The sequence below is a fragment of the Curtobacterium citri genome, from assembly GCF_030362955.1.
Lineage (GTDB): Bacteria > Actinomycetota > Actinomycetes > Actinomycetales > Microbacteriaceae > Curtobacterium > Curtobacterium citri.
In genome coordinates this window covers 1-16,884 of record NZ_JAUCML010000011.1, presented here as the reverse complement: position 1 = coordinate 16,884, position 16,884 = coordinate 1, and the positions used below count along the sequence as shown (strand labels likewise).

15 protein-coding genes are annotated in these 16,884 nt (G+C 72.0%); all 15 read left to right on the top strand.

Going from position 1 to position 16,884, the window contains the following annotated elements:
• Positions 1-233: 233 nt before the first annotated feature.
• Entirely contained in the window at positions 234-893 is a 660-nt protein-coding gene (gene infC / locus QUG92_RS14595) for a translation initiation factor IF-3 (RefSeq protein ID WP_182047761.1), read from the top strand.
• Positions 894-988: 95 nt separating this feature from the next.
• Entirely contained in the window at positions 989-1,183 is a 195-nt protein-coding gene (gene rpmI / locus QUG92_RS14590; RefSeq protein WP_022903519.1) for a 50S ribosomal protein L35, read from the top strand.
• A 28-nt stretch (positions 1,184-1,211) separates the two neighbouring features.
• Positions 1,212-1,595 (top strand): 50S ribosomal protein L20, encoded by a 384-nt coding sequence (rplT, locus tag QUG92_RS14585; RefSeq protein ID WP_289459659.1) that lies wholly within the window; start codon positions 1,212-1,214, stop codon positions 1,593-1,595.
• Between the two features lie 70 nt (positions 1,596-1,665).
• Positions 1,666-2,493, top strand: coding sequence for a TrmH family RNA methyltransferase (locus QUG92_RS14580; RefSeq protein ID WP_182047759.1), 828 nt, complete (start codon positions 1,666-1,668; stop codon positions 2,491-2,493).
• Between the two features lie 89 nt (positions 2,494-2,582).
• Complete coding sequence (gene pheS / locus QUG92_RS14575; RefSeq protein ID WP_289459657.1) at positions 2,583-3,623, top strand: phenylalanine--tRNA ligase subunit alpha; 1,041 nt, start codon at positions 2,583-2,585, stop codon at positions 3,621-3,623.
• Complete coding sequence (gene pheT, locus QUG92_RS14570; RefSeq protein ID WP_289459656.1) at positions 3,623-6,115, top strand: phenylalanine--tRNA ligase subunit beta; 2,493 nt, start codon at positions 3,623-3,625, stop codon at positions 6,113-6,115. The genes pheS and pheT overlap by 1 nt, the downstream gene beginning before the upstream one ends.
• A 74-nt stretch (positions 6,116-6,189) precedes the next feature.
• Positions 6,190-7,287 carry an N-acetyl-gamma-glutamyl-phosphate reductase gene (locus tag QUG92_RS14565; protein ID WP_182047755.1) on the top strand — a complete coding sequence of 366 codons (1,098 nt, stop codon included), beginning with the start codon at positions 6,190-6,192 and terminating at the stop codon, positions 7,285-7,287.
• Positions 7,284-8,483 carry a bifunctional glutamate N-acetyltransferase/amino-acid acetyltransferase ArgJ gene (argJ, locus tag QUG92_RS14560; RefSeq protein WP_289459654.1) on the top strand — a complete coding sequence of 400 codons (1,200 nt, stop codon included), beginning with the start codon at positions 7,284-7,286 and terminating at the stop codon, positions 8,481-8,483. Before QUG92_RS14565 ends, argJ begins: the two co-directional genes overlap by 4 nt.
• On the top strand, positions 8,483-9,514 hold the full coding sequence (gene argB / locus QUG92_RS14555) for an acetylglutamate kinase (protein ID WP_182047751.1): 1,032 nt from the start codon (positions 8,483-8,485) through the stop codon (positions 9,512-9,514). The genes argJ and argB overlap by 1 nt, the downstream gene beginning before the upstream one ends.
• The gene (locus QUG92_RS14550; RefSeq protein ID WP_289459652.1) at positions 9,511-10,749 is read left to right on the top strand and encodes an acetylornithine transaminase; all 1,239 of its coding nucleotides are present in this window, start codon (positions 9,511-9,513) and stop codon (positions 10,747-10,749) included. The genes argB and QUG92_RS14550 overlap by 4 nt, the downstream gene beginning before the upstream one ends.
• Complete coding sequence (gene argF / locus QUG92_RS14545; protein ID WP_182047747.1) at positions 10,746-11,708, top strand: ornithine carbamoyltransferase; 963 nt, start codon at positions 10,746-10,748, stop codon at positions 11,706-11,708. Before QUG92_RS14550 ends, argF begins: the two co-directional genes overlap by 4 nt.
• A 19-nt stretch (positions 11,709-11,727) precedes the next feature.
• On the top strand, positions 11,728-12,825 hold the full coding sequence (locus QUG92_RS14540; RefSeq protein WP_182047745.1) for an argininosuccinate synthase domain-containing protein: 1,098 nt from the start codon (positions 11,728-11,730) through the stop codon (positions 12,823-12,825).
• Between the two features lie 102 nt (positions 12,826-12,927).
• Positions 12,928-14,376 carry an argininosuccinate lyase gene (gene argH / locus QUG92_RS14535; protein ID WP_289459650.1) on the top strand — a complete coding sequence of 483 codons (1,449 nt, stop codon included), beginning with the start codon at positions 12,928-12,930 and terminating at the stop codon, positions 14,374-14,376.
• Entirely contained in the window at positions 14,373-15,065 is a 693-nt protein-coding gene (locus QUG92_RS14530; protein ID WP_289459649.1) for a DNA-3-methyladenine glycosylase, read from the top strand. Before argH ends, QUG92_RS14530 begins: the two co-directional genes overlap by 4 nt.
• A gap of 61 nt (positions 15,066-15,126) precedes the next feature.
• On the top strand, positions 15,127-16,440 hold the full coding sequence (gene tyrS, locus QUG92_RS14525) for a tyrosine--tRNA ligase (protein ID WP_289459648.1): 1,314 nt from the start codon (positions 15,127-15,129) through the stop codon (positions 16,438-16,440).
• Positions 16,441-16,884 lie beyond the last annotated feature (444 nt).

Here is a 16,884-nt window from a genome sequence, read left to right as displayed (position 1 = left end):
AGCTCTCCGAGCGGGTCCGGCAACCGGACGGCGTCGTAGAAGAGGAGTCTCTCCCACCCGCGGCCGTGCACCACAGGCTACCGGGTCCCAACCGCTCCGCCGGCGTCCGCGCCGGCTGGCCGTTCCGGACGGAACGGCGTCGGGCGGCTGCCGAACGGGTTCCAGATCCGTGCGTCAGATCTCCTCTCTCGTGCCGTCGTCCAGGGCAGATGCCCCGGACGACCACCACCTGATTGAAGGAGCTCCGCATCACCGATCCCCGTACCAACGACCGAATCCGCGTCCCTGAAGTCCGTCTCGTCGGACCGCAGGGTGAGCAGGTCGGCGTCGTCCCGATCGCCATGGCCCTGCGTCTCGCGCAGGAAGCCGAGCTGGATCTGGTCGAGGTCGCGCCGAACTCGAAGCCGCCCGTGGCCAAGATCATGGACTACGGCAAGTTCAAGTACGAGGCCGCTCAGAAGGCCAAGGAAGCACGTCGCAACCAGGTGAACACCGACCTCAAGGAGGTCCGGTTCCGCCTGAAGATCGACGTGCACGACTACGAGACCAAGCGCAAGCGTGCCGAGGGCTTCCTCCTCGGTGGCGACAAGGTGAAGGCGATGATCCTCTTCCGTGGCCGCGAGCAGTCGCGTCCGGAGCAGGGTGTCCGTCTCCTCCAGAAGTTCGCCGAGGAGATCGCCGAGTTCGGTGTCGTCGAGTCGCGTCCGACCCAGGACGGCCGCAACATGACGATGATCATCGCCCCCCTCAAGAACAAGTCCGACGTCAAGGGCGAGCAGAACGCCAAGCGTGCTGCGCAGAAGGCCGAGCGTCGCGCGACGGAGCACGCCGCGAAGGGCAAGGAGACCGACGAGTCGACCGAGTCCGCGGCCGTCGAGGCTCCGGCCGAGTAGGTCCTCCCCGGACACGCCGCGCAGCTGCCCCTCGGCGCAGCTGACCCACCCGCAACGGCGCGGCCCCCCATCCCATCCCACGGAAAGGCACCTCCATGCCCAAGCAGAAGACCCACTCCGGGTCGAAGAAGCGCTTCAAGGTCACCGGCAGCGGCAAGATCATGAAGCAGCAGGCCGGTATGCGTCACAACCTCGAGGTCAAGAGCGCCAAGCGCAAGGCCCGCCTCAACGAGGACCAGGTCCTCGCGAAGGCCGACGCGAAGAACGTCAAGAAGCTTCTCGGCCACTGAGCCGGCGGAAACGTAAAGGAACAGATCAATGGCACGTGTAAAGAGAGCGGTCAACGCCGCCAAGAAGCGCCGCGTCATCCTCGAGCGCGCCGAGGGCTACCGCGGTCAGCGTTCGCGCCTGTACCGCAAGGCGAAGGAGCAGGTCACCCACTCCCTCGTCTACGCGTACCGGGACCGTCACGCGAAGAAGGGCGAGTTCCGTCGCCTGTGGATCCAGCGCATCAACGCCGCGTCGCGCGCGAACGGCCTGACCTACAACCGCCTCATCCAGGGCCTCGGCCTGGCCGGCGTCGAGGTCGACCGTCGCATCCTCGCGGACCTCGCGGTGAACAACCCCGAGACGTTCGCAGCGCTCGTCGCGACCGCCAAGGGCGCCCTCCCGGCCGACACCTCGGCTCCGAAGGCCGCGTAGTCGTCACCGCTCCACCCGAAGCCCCCGTTCCGTTCCGGAGCGGGGGCTTCGTCGTTCCTAGACTGGTGTCGTGAGCGATCTCCTCGAGAACCCGAAGTCCGGTCGTGTCCGGGCCGTGGCCGCCCTGGCGAAGAAGGACGTCCGTGCCGACACCGGCCTGTTCCTGCTCGAGGGGCCGCAGGCGGTGCGCGAGGCGATCGCGTACCGGCCGGAGCTGCTCCGCGAGCTGTACGTCACGCCGACGGCCGCCGCGCGCTACGCGCTCGACGACGCACCGGTGGACACGTGGTTCGTCACCGAGCAGGTGCTCGACACGATGGCCGACACCGTGACCCCGCAGGGCGTGGTCGCGGTGTGCCAGCAGTTCCCGACGTCGGTGAAGGACGTCTTCCCGGACACGGTCGACGGCCTGGAGGAACGGGGCGGCCTCCCGGGGATCGTCGCGATCCTCGAGGAGGTGCGTGACCCCGGCAACGCCGGCACGATCATCCGCGCCGCGGACGCCGCCGGGGCCGACGCCGTGGTGCTGACCGGGCGCTCGGTCGACCCGTACAACCCGAAGGTGGTGCGCTCGACCACGGGCTCGCTGTTCCACGTCCCGGTGTCGGTCGGCGTGACCCTGGCGGACGCGGTCTCCCGGGCACGCGGCCTCGGGTACACGATCCTCGCGGCCGACGTCTCGGGCGACGACCTGCCGGACGTCCGTGCCGACGGGATGCTCGACGGGCCGACGGCGTGGGTGTTCGGGAACGAGGCACGCGGGCTGACGGCGGAGGACCTCGCCCTCGTCGACCGAGCCGTCAAGGTGCCGATCTACGGCAGGGCGGAGTCGATGAACCTGGCGACGGCCGCGTCGGTCTGCCTGTACGAGTCGGCGTTCGCCCACCGGACGAAGTAGTCCTGCACGGGCGGGGTCGTCCGCGTCGCCGTCCACCGTCCGATCGGTGCAGGACGGCGGTATCCCACGGGCCGGTAGGCTTGGGCCTCGTGTCAGAACACCTCGAGATCAGCGAACCGGCCGTCGCCGCCGCCGTGGACGAGGCCCTCGCCGCCGTCCGTGCCGCGACGACCGTGGCCGAGCTGAAGCAGGCCAGGACCGAGCACACCGGCGAGCAGTCCGCACTCGCGCGGATGAACGCCGCGATGCGCACCGTGCCGAAGGAGCAGAAGGCCGCGGCCGGCAAGCTCGTCGGGCAGGCCCGTGGGCAGGTGAACCAGGCGATCGCCGAGCAGGAAGCCGTCCTGGCCGAGGCCGAGGAGCGCGCCCGGCTCGAGGCCGAGCGGGTCGACGTCACGGCGCTGCCGAGCCGCAGGACCCCGGGCTCGCGCCACCCCCTGTCGGTCCTCAACGAGACCGTCGCCGACATCTTCGTCGGCATGGGGTGGGAGGTGGCGGAGGGCCCCGAGCTCGAGCACGAGTGGTTCAACTTCGACGCCCTGAACTTCGACCCGGACCACCCCGCCCGTGCGATGGCGGACACGATCTTCGTCGAACCGGTCGACCGGCACCTCGTGATGCGCACCCACACCTCGCCGGTGCAGGTCCGCTCGCTCCTGTCGCGTGACCTGCCGCTCTACGTCATCGCCCCGGGGCGGGTCTACCGCGCCGACGAGCTCGACGCGACCCACCTGCCGGTCTTCACCCAGGTCGAGGGCATCGCCATCGACAAGGGCCTGACGATGGCGCACCTGCGCGGCACGCTCGAGCACTTCGCGCGCCAGGTCTTCGGGGCCGAGGCGCAGATCCGCCTGCGCCCGAACTACTTCCCGTTCACCGAGCCGAGCGCCGAGATGGACGTCTGGCAGCCGAACGCCAAGGGCGGGGCGCGCTGGGTCGAGTGGGGCGGCTGCGGCATGGTGAACCCCAACGTCCTGCGTGCCGCCGGGATCGACCCGGACGAGTACCAGGGCTTCGCGTTCGGGATGGGCATCGAGCGGACGCTGCAGTTCCGCAACGGCCTGAACGACATGCGTGACTTCCTCGAGGGCGACGTCCGCTTCTCGCAGCAGTTCGGAACGGTGGTCTGATGCGCGTCCCACTCCGTTGGCTCGGCGAGTCCGTCGACCTGCCCGACGACGTCACCCTCGAGCACGTCCACGCGGCGCTCGTGTCGGTGGGCTTCGAGGAAGAGGCGATCCACACCTACGACCTGACCGGCCCGATCGTCGTCGGCCGCGTACTCGAGCGCGAGCCCGAGCCGCAGAAGAACGGCAAGACGATCAACTGGTGCCAGGTCGACGTCGGCGAGCCCGAACCGCGCGGCATCGTCTGCGGTGCGCACAACTTCGACGTGGGCGACCTCGTCGTCGTGACGTTGCCCGGCGCCGTCCTGCCCGGACCGTTCCCGATCGCCGCGCGCAAGACCTACGGCCACGTTCCCGACGGCATGATCGCCTCGGCGCGCGAGCTCGGTCTCGGCGACGAGCACGACGGCATCCTCCGCTTCGCGGACCTCGGCATGGACCCGGAGGTCGGCGCCGACGCGATCGCGCTGCTCGGCCTCGACGACGCGGCGGTGGAGATCAACGTCACGCCGGACCGCGGGTACGTGATGAGCATGCGCGGTGTGGCGCGCGAGTACGCCCACGCGACGGGCGCGAGCTTCCACGACCCCGTGGAGCGTGTCACGCCCCGCTCCGGCGAGGGCTTCCGCGTCACGATCGACGACCGGGCACCGATCCGCGGTCGCGTCGGCGCGCACACCTTCGTCACGCGCGTCGTGCGCGGCATCGACCCGACCGTGAAGACACCGGCGTGGATGGTGTCCCGCCTCTCGCTCGCCGGCGTGCGCTCCATCTCGCTCCCGGTCGACGTCACGAACTACGTGATGTTCGAGCTCGGGCAACCCCTGCACGGCTACGACCTCGCGAAGGTCGTCGGCGGCCTCGGGGTCCGTCGCGCGACCACGGGGGAGACCCTGGTCACCCTCGACGACACGACCCGCACGCTCGACCCCGAGGACCTCGTCATCACCGACGACGAGGGCCCGGTCGGGCTCGCCGGCGTCATGGGCGGCGCCCGCACCGAGATCTCCGGCAGCACGACGGACGTCCTCATCGAGGCGGCCGGCTTCGACCAGGTCTCGATCGCCCGGACCGCCCGTCGCCACAAGCTGCCGAGCGAGGCCTCGAAGCGCTTCGAACGCGGGGTCGACCCGCTCGTCGCCGAGGCCGCGGCGAACCGCGCCGTCGAGCTCCTCGTCGAGCTCGCGGGCGGCACGGCGGACGCCCTCGGCTCGACGCTCGTCGACACCGAGCCGCGCCCGACCACCACGATGCGGCTCTCACGTCCGGCCGAGCTGGTCGGCGTCGACTACACCGACGCCGAGGTCGTCGACACCCTCCGCGCGATCGGCGCGTCGGTCGAGGCGGACGGGGACCTCCTCGTCGTCACGCCGCCGTCCTGGCGCCCCGACCTCACCGACGACACCACCCTGGTCGAGGAGGTGGCACGCATCGTCGGGTACGACCGCATCCCGAGCGTGCTGCCGGTCGCCCCGCCCGGGCGTGGTCTCACGCGCCACCAGCTGGCTCGTCGTCGGGTGGCCGCCGCCCTCGCCGCGGACGGCCTCGTCGAGGTCGTCACCGCGCCGTTCGTCTCCCCCACGATCCAGGACGCGTACCCCGGCATCGACGGGGACGGCGGACCGAGCGTCGTGCTCGCGAACGCCCTCGACAGCGAGCAGTCGCTGCTCCGTCGCAGCGGGCTGCCGGCACTCGTCGACGCCGCGCGGCGGAACGTGTCCCGCGGGCTCGTCGACGTCGCTCTGTACGAGACCTCGCGGGTGTTCCTGCCGACCACCGGCGTGGAGCTCGGCACCGAGACCGTCCCGGCGGGCGCCGCGCTGCCCGCCGCCGACACCCTGGCCGCGCTCGACGCCGCGCTCCCGCCCCAGCCGTTCCACCTCTCGGCCCTCCTCACGGGCAACCGCACGGTGAAGCAGCCGGGCGTGCAGCCGGAGCCGTACGGTGTCGCCGATGCGCTCGACGTGGCCCGCACGGTGGCGTGGGCGGTCGGCGTGGAGCTCCGCATCGCGCAGACGAGCCACCCGTCCCTGCACCCGGGGCGCGCGGCCTCGCTGCTCGTGGGCGACACCGTCGTCGGCGTCGCGGGTGAGCTCCTGCCCGTCCTCACCGAGGCCGCGGTGCTGCCGCGGGTGGTCGCCGTCGTCGAGCTCGACCTCGACGCGCTGATCGCCGCGGCACCGGACCTCGTGTCGGTCGCGCCGATCGTGTCGTACCCGGCCGCGACGCAGGACCTGTCCCTCGTGGTCGGCGTCGACGTGCCCGCGGGCGACGTCCTCGAGACCGTGCGCTCCGGCGCCGGCGAGCTGCTGGAGTATGCTCGGCTCGTGGACGACTACCGGGGCACGGGCGTGGACGAGGGACAGAAGTCCCTGACGTTCGCGCTGCGCTTCCGCGCCACGGACCGCACGCTGACCGCTGCCGAGGCCTCCGAGGCCCGTGACGGCGCCGTCCGACGTGCCGGCGAGCGATTCGGGGCGACCCTGCGCGACTGATCCACCGGATCAGCACCGCCCGGGGCCGCCGCCTCCGACTCTCTCGACGACCAGTCCGACCAAAGGTGGAACCCATGTCCGTATCCGTCGCCGTGGCGGGAGCCTCCGGCTACGCGGGCGGAGAGCTCCTGCGCGTGCTCGCCGCCCACCCGGAGTTCGACATCAGGACGGTGACCGCGCACAGCAACGCCGGTCAGCCGCTCGTCGCGACCCAGCCGCACCTGCGATCGCTGGCCCACATGACCCTGGTCGAGACGACGGCGGAGCACCTGCGCGGACACGACGTGGTCTTCCTCGCGCTGCCGCACGGGCAGTCCGGTGCGATCACGGCGGAGCTCGACGAGGACACCCTCGTCGTCGACTGCGGCGCGGACCACCGGCTGACGGACCCGGCGGCCTGGGACGCGTTCTACGGCGGCGCGTACCACGGCGCGTGGGCCTACGGCCTGCCGGAGCTGCTGCACGCCGCGCCGGCGCCCGGGACCGCGGAGGAGTGGCGGGACGTCGACGACATCGAGGGCCTCGGGCGGCAGCGCACCGAGCTCGCGGCGACGAAGCGGATCGCCGTCCCCGGGTGCAACGTCACCGCGGTGACGCTCGGCATCCAGCCCGGCGTCCAGGCCGGACTCGTCGAGACGGACGACCTCGTCGCGGTGCTGAGCGTCGGCCCGAGCGGTGCCGGCAAGAAGCTCGCGACCACGTACCTCGCATCGGAGATCATGGGATCCGCGAGCGCCTACGCGGTCGGCGGCACCCACCGGCACATCCCGGAGATCCAGCAGAACCTGGTGGCCGCCGGGGCCGGCGACGTCCGGATCTCGTTCACGCCCGTGCTGGTCCCGATGTCGCGCGGCATCCTGGCGACCACGACGGCGAGGCTGTCGCCCGGCGTGAGCGCCCGCGACGTCCGGCTCGCCTGGGAGCAGGCGTACGCCGACGAGCCGTTCGTGCACCTGCTGCCGGAGGGCGAGTTCCCGCGGACCGCGGACACCGTCGGCGCGAACACGGCGCTGGTCGGCATCGCCGTCGACGAGGCCGCCGGTCGCGTCGTCGCCGTGAGCGCCCTCGACAACCTGGCCAAGGGCACCGCCGGCGCGGCCGTGCAGTCGGCCAACATCGCCCTGGGCTTCCCCGAGACCCTCGGCCTCAGCGTGGACGGAGTCGCCCCGTGACCGACGTGACCTCGACGGACCAGGCCGGGACGGGCCTCCAGGGCGTGACCGCCGCTGCGGGCTTCCGCGCGGCCGGCGTGACCGCCGGACTCAAGGCGAGCGGGAAGCCCGACGTCGCCCTCGTCGTGAACGACGGGCCGGACGCAGCCGCAGCCGCGGTCTTCACGAGCAACCGCGCGCAGGCGCACCCGGTGATCTGGTCGCGCCAGGCAGTCGGCGACGGCGTCGCCCGGGCCGTCGTCCTCAACTCCGGTGGCGCTAACTGCTTCACCGGCCCGTTCGGGTTCCAGACCACCCACATGACCGCGGAGGCCGTCGGCGACGCACTCGGAATCGGCGCCGGCGACGTCGTCGTGTGCTCGACCGGCCTGATCGGCGTCGGTGACCAGACGTTCCGCGACGGCGTGCTCCGCGGGGTCGAACTGGCGAGTGCCGCGCTGTCGGCGGCCGGCGGCCCCGATGCCGCGACCGCGATCATGACGACGGACACGACGCCGAAGCAGTCGGTCGTCACCGAGGACGGCTGGACCGTCGGCGGGATGGCGAAGGGTGCGGGCATGCTCGCACCCGGGCTCGCCACGATGCTCGTCGTGATCACGACCGACGCCGTGCAGACCCCCGAGCAGCTCGACCAGGCGCTCCGCGCGGCGACCCGCGTCACGTTCGACCGGGTCGACTCGGACGGCTGCATGTCGACGAACGACACGGTGGTGCTGCTGTCCTCGGGCGCGAGCGGTGTGACACCGGAGGTCGGCGACTTCCAGGAGGCCCTGACCGCCGTCTGCGCGGACCTCGCCCGGCAGCTCCAGCAGGACGCCGAGGGTGCGAGCCACGACATCACCATCACGGTCACCGGCGCGGTCAGCGAGGACGAGGCCGTCACCGTCGGTCGCAGCGTGGCCCGCAACAACCTGTTCAAGGCCGCGGTGTTCGGCAACGACCCGAACTGGGGCCGGGTGCTCGCCGCGATCGGCACGACGGACGCCGAGTTCGACCCGTACGCGGTCGACGTCAGCATGAACGGGGTGCGCGTGTGCCACGCCGGTGCCCCCGACCGGCCGAGCGACGAGGTCGACCTGACCCCGCGCGACACCCACGTGCTCATCGAGCTGGGGGTGGGCACGCACGCGGCGACCATCCTCACGAACGACCTGACGCACGACTACGTCCACGAGAACAGCGCGTACTCCAGCTGATGAGCGACCTCACCAAGGAAGAAGAGCACGAGCTCGCCGCCGTCAAGGCCGCGACGCTCATCGAGTCCCTGCCGTGGTTGAAGCGGTTCACGGGCAAGACCGTGGTCGTCAAGTTCGGCGGCAACGCGATGGTGAACGACGACCTCAAGCGGGCGTTCGCCGAGGACATGGTCTACCTGCGCTACGCCGGTCTGCACCCGGTCGTCGTGCACGGCGGCGGTCCGCAGATCTCGGCGGCGCTCAAGGAGCAGGGCATCGAGTCCGAGTTCCGCGGCGGCTACCGGGTCACGACGACCGAGGCGATCACGGTGGTCCGTGACGTCCTGGCCGGCGAGGTCAACCGCGAGATCGTCGACCTGGTCAACGAGCACGGCGACGGTCTGGCCGTCGGGGTCTCCGGTGACGGCGGCTCGCTGTTCACCGGCGAGAAGAAGGGCGTCGTCGTCGACGGCGAGCACTTCGACCTCGGGCACGTCGGCGACATCACGCACGTCGACCCCTCGGGGGTCCTCGCCGCGATCGCTGCCGGTCGGATCCCGATCGTCTCGAGCATCGCGATCGACGACGCCCACCCGGACCAGGCGCTCAACGTCAACGCCGACGCGGCCGCGGGTGCCCTGGCGATCGCGCTGGGCGCCGCCAAGCTCCTCATGCTGACCGACGTCCCCGGGCTCTACCGCAACTGGCCGGACCGCGACTCGATCATCGACCTCATCGCGGTCGAGGAGCTGCGCGAGCTGCTCCCGACCCTCGAGTCCGGGATGATCCCGAAGATGACCGCGTGCCTCGACGCCGTGGTCGGCGGGGTCGGCGGCGCGACCATCATCGACGGCCGGATCCCGCACTCGATCCTGCTCGAGGTCTTCACCCTCCGGGGTGCGGGCACCGAGGTGATCCCGGACCCGAGCCGTCGCACGGAGAACCAGAACACCCACGCCGAGGTCGGACGCCGTGTCCCGGAGTCCGCAGCAGACCCGGGCCGGCACACCGCCGACACCACGAGCACCACGCAGAAGGGGAACGAGCAGTGAGCACCGAGACGCAGACCCAGACCTGGAACGACCGGTTCGGGGCGTCGCTCATGCGATCCCTGACACCGCCGAAGATCATGCTCGACCACGGCAAGGGGTGCCGCGTGTGGGACGTCGAGGGCAACGAGTACCTCGACTTCCTCGCCGGCATCGCCGTGAACTCGCTCGGCCACGCGCACCCGGCGCTCGTCGACGCCGTCGCGGACCAGGCCGCGAAGCTCGTCCACGTGTCGAACTACTTCGCGACACCGCCGCAGCTCGAGCTCGCCGAGCGGCTCAAGCGGATCACCGGGGCCGGTGCGGCCGGCCGCGTGTACTTCGGCAACTCGGGCGCCGAGGCGAACGAGGCGGCCTTCAAGCTCGCCCGTCTGAACAAGGGCGCCGACGGCCGCAAGACCCGCATCCTCGCGCTCAAGCAGGGCTTCCACGGCCGGACGATGGGCGCGCTCGCGCTCACCGGCAAGCCCGCGCTGCAGGAGGACTTCCTGCCGATGGTCCCCGGCGTCGAGCACATCGACTCGACGGTCGAGGCGCTCGAGGCCGCGATCGACGACACCGTCGCCGCGCTCATCGTCGAGCCGATCAAGGGCGAGGCCGGCGTCGTCGACCTGCCCGAGGGCTTCCTGCAGACCGCCCGACGGCTCACGGAGGAACACGGCGCGCTGTTCATCCTCGACGAGATCCAGACCGGTGTCGGTCGGACCGGCAACTGGTTCACGTTCCAGGGGCACGGCTTCACCCCCGACGCCGTCACGATCGCGAAGGGCATCGCCGGCGGCTTCCCGATCGGGGCACTCGTCACGTTCGGGTGGGCGTCGGAGCTGTTCTCGGCCGGGCAGCACGGATCGACGTTCGGTGGCAACCCGCTCGGCACCCGCGTCGCGAACGCGGTCCTCGAGGAGATCGAGCGCGCCGACCTCGTCGCCGGAGCGGTGACGAAGGGCGAGCGCATCCGTGCCGGCATCGCGGGGCTGGGATCGCCGCTGGTGCAGGAGGTCCGCGGCACGGGCCTGCTCGTGGGCGTCGGGCTCACCGCACCCGTCGGGCCCGCCGTCAACGCCGCCGCCCTCGGGCGCGGTCTCATCATCAACGCCCCGAACGAGTCGAGCCTGCGCATCGCGCCGCCGCTCATCGTGTCCGACGACGAGATCGACGAGTTCGTGTCGATCCTCGGCGAGAGCCTGGCCGCCGTGGCCGCCGAGCAGGGCACCCCCACCCAGGAGACCTCCGCATGACCCGCCACTTCCTCCGCGACGACGACCTCACCCAGGCCGAGCAGTCCGCGATCCTCGACCTGGCCGCGCAGGTGAAGGCCGACCGCTGGGGCGAGCAGCCCCTCGCCGGACCGCAGACCGTCGCGGTGATCTTCGACAAGTCGTCGACCCGTACCCGGGTGTCCTTCCACGTCGGCATCTCCGACCTCGGCGGCAGCCCGCTCGTCATCACGACGGCGAACAGCCAGCTCGGCGGCAAGGAGACCCCGTCCGACACCGCCCGCGTGCTCGAGCGCATGGTGTCGGCGATCGTCTGGCGCACCTACGCGCAGTCCGGGCTCGAGGAGATGGCCGCCGGCACGCGGGTCCCCGTCGTCAACGCGCTGTCCGACGACTTCCACCCCTGCCAGCTCCTCGCCGACCTGCTCACCATCCGCGAGCACCGCGGGACCCTGGCCGGCCAGACCGTCGCCTTCATCGGCGACGGTGCCAGCAACATGGCGCAGTCCTACCTGCTCGCCGGCGCGACGGCGGGCATGCACGTACGCGTGGCCGCTCCGGCGGCGTTCAGCCCGGACAGCCGGGTCGTCGCCGACGCCGAGCGTCGTGCCGCCGAGACGGGCGGCTCGGTCCTCGTCGTGACCGACCCGGTCGCGGCGGTCGCCGGAGCGGACGTCGTCGTCACCGACACGTGGGTGTCGATGGGCAAGGAGGACGAGAAGCAGTCGCGGCTCGACACCTTCGCCGGCTACCGCGTGGACGACGAGCTGATGGGCCACGCGGCGGCCGACGCGGTCTTCATGCACTGCCTGCCCGCCGACCGCGGGTACGAGGTCACAGCCGAGGTGATCGACGGACCGCGCAGCATCATCTGGGACGAGGCGGAGAACCGACTGCACGCGCAGAAGGCCCTGCTCGCCTGGCTCCTCGCGGCGAACGCCACGGGTGCGCCCGCGGCACCCGCCCCGCTCGCCGTCTGAGCGGACCGGGGACCCGACCGTGACCGACCGCATCGTGGTGGCCTGCTCCGCCGGCGTCGACCCGTCTGCCGCCGTCCGGCAGTTCGGTGTCGACCACGAGGTCCTGGCCCTCGTGGTCGACGTCGGCGGGCGGTCGCGCGAGGTCGACGCCGTCCGCCACCGTGCCCGCACGGCGGGTGCGGTGGACGCCATCGTCGTCGACGCCAAGGCCGAGTTCGCGGAGCAGTACGTCGTCGCGGCGGTCCGTGCGAACGCAGGCGACGGCGACCGGGTGCTCGTACCGGCACTCCGCCGCCCCCTCGTCGCGACCCACCTGGTACGCACCGCCCGGCAGCTCGGCGCGACCGCGGTCGCCCACGCCACCGTCGCCCCGGACGAGGTGGCCCTGGCCGCCGCGGTCGGCGGGCTCGACCCCGATCTCGACGTCGTCGCCGTGCCGACGAGCGCCGTCCCGTCCTCGGGGACCGAGCAGGACCTGTGGGGCCGACTCGTCACGACGTCGGCGGCGGACGACCCCTGGTCCGGTGCCGAAGCGGACGACTGGACGCGGTCGCAGGACCCGACCGACGCCCCCGACCCCGACGAGGTCGTGGTCACGTTCGAGCACGGTGTCCCGGTCGCCCTCGACGGCCAGCGCTTCCCGGTCCTGCGGCTGCTGCTCGAACTCGACGCCCTCGCCGGTCGGCACGGCGTCGGACGGCACGACGGGATCGACGACCTGCTCGACGGGCGGAAGGTCCGTCGCCTGGCGGAGAGCCCCGCCGCCACCACGCTCGTCGCCGCGCACCGCGACCTCGAGCGGCTCACCCTCGAGCGGGACGTGCTCCGCTGCAAGCGGTCCGTCGACCAGGAGTGGGCCGACCTCGTGCACGACGGGCGGTGGGGGAGCGGTCTCCGTCGCGCGCTCGACGCCTTCGTCGAGCAGTCCCAGGAGCACGTCTCCGGCGACGTCCGGCTCCGGCTCCACGGCGGGACCGCGACCGTGGTCGGGCGCCGGTCGGGCCAGAGCCTCTACGACTACGAACTCGCCGCCGCTCCGTCGGACGAGCCCGTGACCCTCGCCGCGGCGTGGGCCCGACCCGCCCGGATCGCCGCCCGGCGTGACCGCGCGAACTGACCGGGCTCCGAGACGACCGCCGCCAGCAGCACCCGCCACTCGACAGCCCGCGCCGATGCACCCGAACCGACCGACCCCGACACCACCACCAGGCAGGACGACATGACCGACGCGAACCAGCCCGCCAAGACCGACGCCACGAACACCGGCGCCCTCTGGGGCGGGCGCTTCGCCGACGGCCCCAGCGCCGAGCTGGCCGCGCTGTCCCGGTCGACGCACTTCGACTGGCAGCTCGCCCCGTACGACATCGCCGGATCGCGTGCGCACGCCCGGGCGCTGCACACGGCCGGGTACCTGACCGCGGACGAGCTCGACCGCATGCTCGGCGGCCTCGACCGGCTCGAGACCGCCCACGCCGACGGTTCGCTGCTCCCCGACGACGGCGACGAGGACGTCCACGGCGCCCTCGAACGCCTGCTCATCGCGGACCTCGGCTCCGAGCTCGGCGGCAAGCTCCGGGCGGGACGGAGCCGCAACGACCAGATCGCGACGCTCGGCCGCATGCACATGCTCGACCACGGTCGCCGCATCGGGCGGCTCGTCATCGACCTCGTCGACGCGATCTCCCAGCAGGCGAGCGAGCACCCGGCTGCGATCATGCCGGGCCGGACGCACCTGCAGCACGCCCAGCCCGTGCTCCTCGCGCACCACCTGCTCGCGCACGCGTGGCCGCTCGTCCGCGACCTCGAGCGGCTCCGCGACTGGGCCGACCGCGCGAGCGTCAGCCCGTACGGCGCCGGTGCCCTCGCGGGCAGCTCGCTGGGGCTCGACCCGACGGCGATCGCCCACGAACTCGGCTTCGCCCGGCCGGCGGACAACTCGATCGACGCCACCGCAGCCCGTGACGTCGTGGCCGAGTTCGCGTTCGTGCTGGCACAGGTCGGGATCGACGTGTCCCGCCTCGCCGAGGAGGTCATCCTCTGGAACACGAAGGAGTTCGGCTTCGTCCGCCTCCACGACGCGTTCTCGACCGGTTCGAGCATCATGCCGCAGAAGAAGAACCCCGACATCGCCGAGCTCGCCCGGGGCAAGTCCGGGCGTCTCGTCGGGAACCTCACGGGGCTCCTCACGACGCTGAAGGGGCTCCCGCTCGCGTACAACCGCGACCTCCAGGAGGACAAGGAGCCCGTCTTCGACTCGGTCGCGCAGCTCGAGGTCCTGCTGCCCGCGTTCACCGGCATGGTCGCGACGCTGTCCTTCGACACCGACCGGATGGCCGAGCTCGCGCCGCAGGGCTTCTCGCTCGCCACCGACGTCGCCGAGTGGCTCGTCCGCCAGGGCGTGCCCTTCCGCGACGCGCACGAGATCTCGGGTGCGCTCGTCCGGCACTGCGAGGAACGCGGCATCGAGCTCGACGAGCCGACCGACGCCGAGTACCGCTCGGTGTCAGAGCACCTGACCCCCGAGGTCCGCGGTGTCCTGACGATCGAGGGCAGCGTCGCGTCCCGCGCCGGCGTCGGCGGCACTGCGCCCGACCGCGTCGCCGAGCAGCTCGCGTCCCTGACCCGTCGGGTGCACGACCTGGCCGCGGGGGCGCCCTTCACCCGATGACGTCCCCGCTCCGCGCGCTGCTCGAGCTGCCGGCACCGACCTCGGCGCCGGCCCTCCTCGGCGCGACGATCTCGGGTCGGGGCGTCACCCTCCGGATCACCGAGGTCGAGGCCTACTGGGGTCCGACCGACCCCGGCTCCCACGGGCACCGCGGCATGACCGAGCGGAACCGGCACCTGTTCGGTGCGCCCGGCACGCTGTACGCCTACCGCTCCTACGGGATCCACACGTGCGTCAACGTGGTCAGCGGCCCCGAGGGCACGTCGTCCGGGTCGCTCCTCCGGGCCGCGGAGGTCGTCGACGGCGTCGCGACCGCTCGGGCGCGCCGGGGCGACCGGCCTGCCGACGTCGCGCTCGCACGCGGTCCCGGCAACCTCGGGACCGCGCTCGGCGCGGTCCTCGGCACGGACGACGGCACGTCGGTGCTCGACGGGTCCGGTCCCTTCGTGCTCACCTTGGCACCCGGCCTGGAGGCGCGCATCACCGAGCACGGACCCGCTGCGGTCGCCGACGCGCTCCTGTCCGGACCGTCGGGGCCGGCCGACGGGCTCGGCCCGCGCATCGCGCGGGGACCGCGCACCGGCGTCGGCGGCATCGCCGGCGGCGCGTCGTTCCCCTGGCGCTTCTGGCTGGCGGGCGACCCGACGGTCTCGACCTACCGGCGTCACAAGGGTGCGGTCGACCGGTGAACCGGCACCGCGCCTCCCGGCCGGATCCCGGTGCGCCGCCGCACGCCGCTACGATCGTCGTGTGTCCAGCGCAACCGATCACGACGTCCTGACACGCCAGCGGAACGACCCCACCTTCGCCTCGGTGTGGGACGAACTGCGCTGGCGCGGTCTGGTGCACGTCTCCACCGACGAGACGGCGCTCAAGGAGGCCCTCGACGGCGAGCCGGTCACCTACTACTGCGGCTTCGACCCGACGGCCCCGTCCCTGCACTGCGGCAACCTGCTCCAGCTGCTCACGATGCGTCGGCTGCAGCTGGCCGGGCACAAGCCGCTCGCGCTCGTCGGCGGATCCACCGGGCTCATCGGTGACCCGCGCCCGACGGCCGAGCGCACCCTGAACACCCCGGAGACGGTGGCCGAGTGGGTCAGCCGGCTGCAGGCCCAGGTGTCACGCTTCCTCAGCCCGGAGGGCGACAACGGGGTGCGGCTGGTGAACAACCTCGACTGGACGTCGCCGCTGTCCGCGATCGACTTCCTCCGTGACATCGGCAAGTACTTCCGCGTCGGCACGATGCTGAAGAAGGACGCGGTCGCGGCGCGCCTGAACTCCGACGCGGGCATCAGCTACACCGAGTTCAGCTACCAGATCCTGCAGGGACTCGACTACCGGGAGCTCTTCCGGCAGTACGGCTGCACGCTGCAGACCGGTGGATCCGACCAGTGGGGCAACCTGACCTCGGGCACGGAGCTGATCCGACGCTCCGAGGGTGCATCGGTGCACGCGATCGGGACGCCCCTCATCACGAACTCGGACGGCACGAAGTTCGGCAAGAGTGAGGGCAACGCCATCTGGCTCGACCCGGAGATGACGTCCCCGTACGCCTTCTACCAGTTCTGGCTCAACACCTCGGACGCCGACGTGATCGCCCGGCTGCGGGAGTTCACCTTCCTGTCCCGCGAGGAGATCGAGCGGCTCGAGCGTGCCGTGGCCGAGGAACCCTTCCGTCGCGAGGCCCAGCGGACCCTGGCTCACGACGTGACCGCGACCGTGCACGGCGAGGCGGCCACCCGTGCGGCGATCGACGCCGCGGCCGCGCTGTTCGGCAACGGCGACCTCGGTGCCCTCGACGCCGACACCCTCCGGTCCGCCATCGCCGAGCTGCCCGGATCGGTGACCCTCGCGGGGGATGCCGACGTCGCTCGCGCGCTCGTCGAGACCGGACTCGTGAAGTCGCTGGGCGAGGCCCGGCGTGCAGTGGACCAGGGCGGGGTCTCCGTGAACAACGTCCGCGTCGAGGAAGGCACCGCGCTGCTCGCCGACCTCGCGCTCCCCGGTGGCATCGTGGTGCTCCGACGGGGGAAGAAGACCCTCGCCGGCGTCACCCTCGTCTGACACCGGATCCCGCACACCACTCGTGCCCGCTCGCCCGTACCCGGGGAAGCGGGCACGAGTTGTTCCCCGCCGTGTTGCACAACGCGACACGCCCGGGAGGCGGGGCAGTTGGCGCTCCCCGGGATCGCTGCGTAGAGTTCTTACTCGTCACCCCAAAGGTGCGGCGGAGCGGCTGGAGCGAAAGCCCAGAGCACGCCGGCCCTCAAGCGGGACCATCCTCCACCGGAGTTCAGATCAGGCCTTGTGCTCGATCGCTCCGACGCTTAGGATGACTACTCCACCGGCCCTCTCCCCTCGGGATGAGCCACAGGACCTCGGTCCGACGCGTTGCCGGTGGCAGCCGAGAACGAATGCCCCTCTGGCGGAACTCCTGATGGAGTCGAGTGGGGGGTGCGTCTGGTCCTTGAGAACTCAACAGCGTGCACATTGTCAATGCCAATTTAT

Bases quoted from the DNA above. Each gene is read 5' to 3' on its own strand.
- argH (WP_289459650.1), top strand. From the start codon at position 12,928: ATGACCGACGCGAACCAGCCCGCCAAGACCGACGCCACGAACACCGGC.
- argB (WP_182047751.1), top strand. From the start codon at position 8,483: ATGAGCGACCTCACCAAGGAAGAAGAGCACGAGCTCGCCGCCGTCAAG.
- rplT (WP_289459659.1), top strand. From the start codon at position 1,212: ATGGCACGTGTAAAGAGAGCGGTCAACGCCGCCAAGAAGCGCCGCGTC.
- QUG92_RS14530 (WP_289459649.1), top strand. From the start codon at position 14,373: ATGACGTCCCCGCTCCGCGCGCTGCTCGAGCTGCCGGCACCGACCTCG.
- QUG92_RS14565 (WP_182047755.1), top strand. From the start codon at position 6,190: ATGTCCGTATCCGTCGCCGTGGCGGGAGCCTCCGGCTACGCGGGCGGA.
- argF (WP_182047747.1), top strand. From the start codon at position 10,746: ATGACCCGCCACTTCCTCCGCGACGACGACCTCACCCAGGCCGAGCAG.
- rpmI (WP_022903519.1), top strand. From the start codon at position 989: ATGCCCAAGCAGAAGACCCACTCCGGGTCGAAGAAGCGCTTCAAGGTC.
- pheT (WP_289459656.1), top strand. From the start codon at position 3,623: ATGCGCGTCCCACTCCGTTGGCTCGGCGAGTCCGTCGACCTGCCCGAC.